This window comes from Rudaea sp. (assembly GCF_036383415.1).
In the GTDB taxonomy this organism is placed as follows: Bacteria; Pseudomonadota; Gammaproteobacteria; order Xanthomonadales; family Rhodanobacteraceae; genus Rudaea.
In genome coordinates this window covers 1-1,550 of the sequence record NZ_DASVOK010000160.1, presented here as the reverse complement: position 1 = coordinate 1,550, position 1,550 = coordinate 1, and the positions used below count along the sequence as shown (strand labels likewise).

The following is a 1,550-nucleotide window of genomic DNA, read 5'->3' as shown; positions in this document are numbered from 1 at the left end:
GCTGACCTGGTTTCGTGTCGGCGGTCCGGCGCAAGTGCTGTTCACGCCGGCCGATGAGGACGATCTCGCCTATTTCCTGAAGCGGCTGCCGCAGGAATTGCCGGTCTATGTCGTCGGCGTCGGCTCCAATCTGATCGTGCGGGATGGCGGCATGCCCGGTGTCGTGATCCGGCTGGCGCCGCGTGCCTTTGGCGAGACCAGCGCGGCCGGTGATGTCGTCACCGCCGGCGCCGCGGCGCTCGACAAGCGCGTTGCCGAGACGGCGGCGGCTGCAAACATCGGCGGCATGGAATTCTTCTTCGGCATTCCCGGCACGGTCGGCGGTGCGCTGCGCATGAATGCCGGCGCCAATGGCGGCGAGACCAAGGACGTGCTGATCGAGGCCACCGGCATCGGCCGTGACGGCACCAAGCACACGTTCGGCAATGCGGATATGAAGTTCGTCTATCGCAACTCCGGCGTCGATCCCTCCATCGTGTTCACCTCGGCGCGCTTCCGCGGCAGGATCACCGATGCTGAGGCGATCCGCACCCGCATGAATGAGGTGCAGACGCATCGCGAGACCGCGCAGCCGATCCGCGAGAAGACCGGCGGCTCGACCTTTAAGAATCCGCCCGGCAACAGCGCCTGGAAGCTGATCGACGGCGCCGGCTGCCGCGGCCTTAAGGTCGGCGGCGCGCAGGTATCGGAGATGCACTGCAATTTCCTGATCAACACCGGTAACGCCACCGGGCACGACATCGAGACGCTCGGCGAGACGGTGCGGGAACGGGTCAAGCAGACCAGCGGAATTGAGCTGCACTGGGAAATCAAGCGAATCGGGAAGAGCTGATGCAGGTGACCATTCTGTTCGGCGGCACCAACAAGGAGCGGCTGGTCTCGGTGGCGAGCGCGCAGGCGCTGCACCGCGCACTGCCCGATGCGGAGCTCTGGTTCTGGGATGTCGACGACACCGTGCATGCGGTGACGTCCGAACAGCTTCTCGGCCATACGCGGCCCTTCGAGATCGACTTCAAGCCCGGCGGCCCTGGCATCGCGCTCGACCAGGCGCTCGGCAAAGCAGGCGCCGAGCGGCGCGTGCTGGTGCTCGGCCTGCACGGCGGTCGCGCCGAGAACGGCGAATTGCAGGCGATGTGCGAGATGCGCGGCGTCGCGTTCACCGGCTCCGGCTCGGCGTCGTCGCATTTGGCGTTCGACAAGCCATCGGCGAAGCGCTTCGCCGCCATCGCAGGACTCAACGCGCCGCAGGGCATCACCGTCGAGCAGATCGACGATGCCTTCGCGAAGCACGGCAGACTGATCGCAAAACCCGCCAAGGACGGATCTAGCTACGGGCTGATCTTCGTCAACGCCAAGCAGGACCTCGTCGCGGTCCGCAATGCCGCCAAGCATGAAGACTATCTGATCGAGCCATTCGTTTCGGGCGTGGAGGCGACCTGCGGCGTGCTCGAGCAATCCGACGGCACGGTGTTCGCGCTGCCGCCGATCGAGATCGTGCCGGCGGAGGGGGGCTTCGACTACACAGCCAAATACCTTTTGAAGTCGACCCA

General features: G+C 65.6%; 2 protein-coding genes. Both read left to right on the top strand.

Annotated features, from left to right (window positions below; genetic code table 11):
* The first annotated feature begins 1 nt into the window (after window position 1).
* Window positions 2–832 carry a UDP-N-acetylmuramate dehydrogenase gene (murB, locus tag VF497_RS06125; RefSeq protein ID WP_330886741.1) on the top strand — a complete coding sequence of 277 codons (831 nt, stop codon included), beginning with the start codon at window positions 2–4 and terminating at the stop codon, window positions 830–832.
* A partial coding sequence (locus tag VF497_RS06120) for a D-alanine--D-alanine ligase family protein (RefSeq protein ID WP_414706847.1) occupies window positions 832–1,550 on the top strand: 719 nt, incomplete at its 3' end. The genes murB and VF497_RS06120, both read left to right, overlap by 1 nt.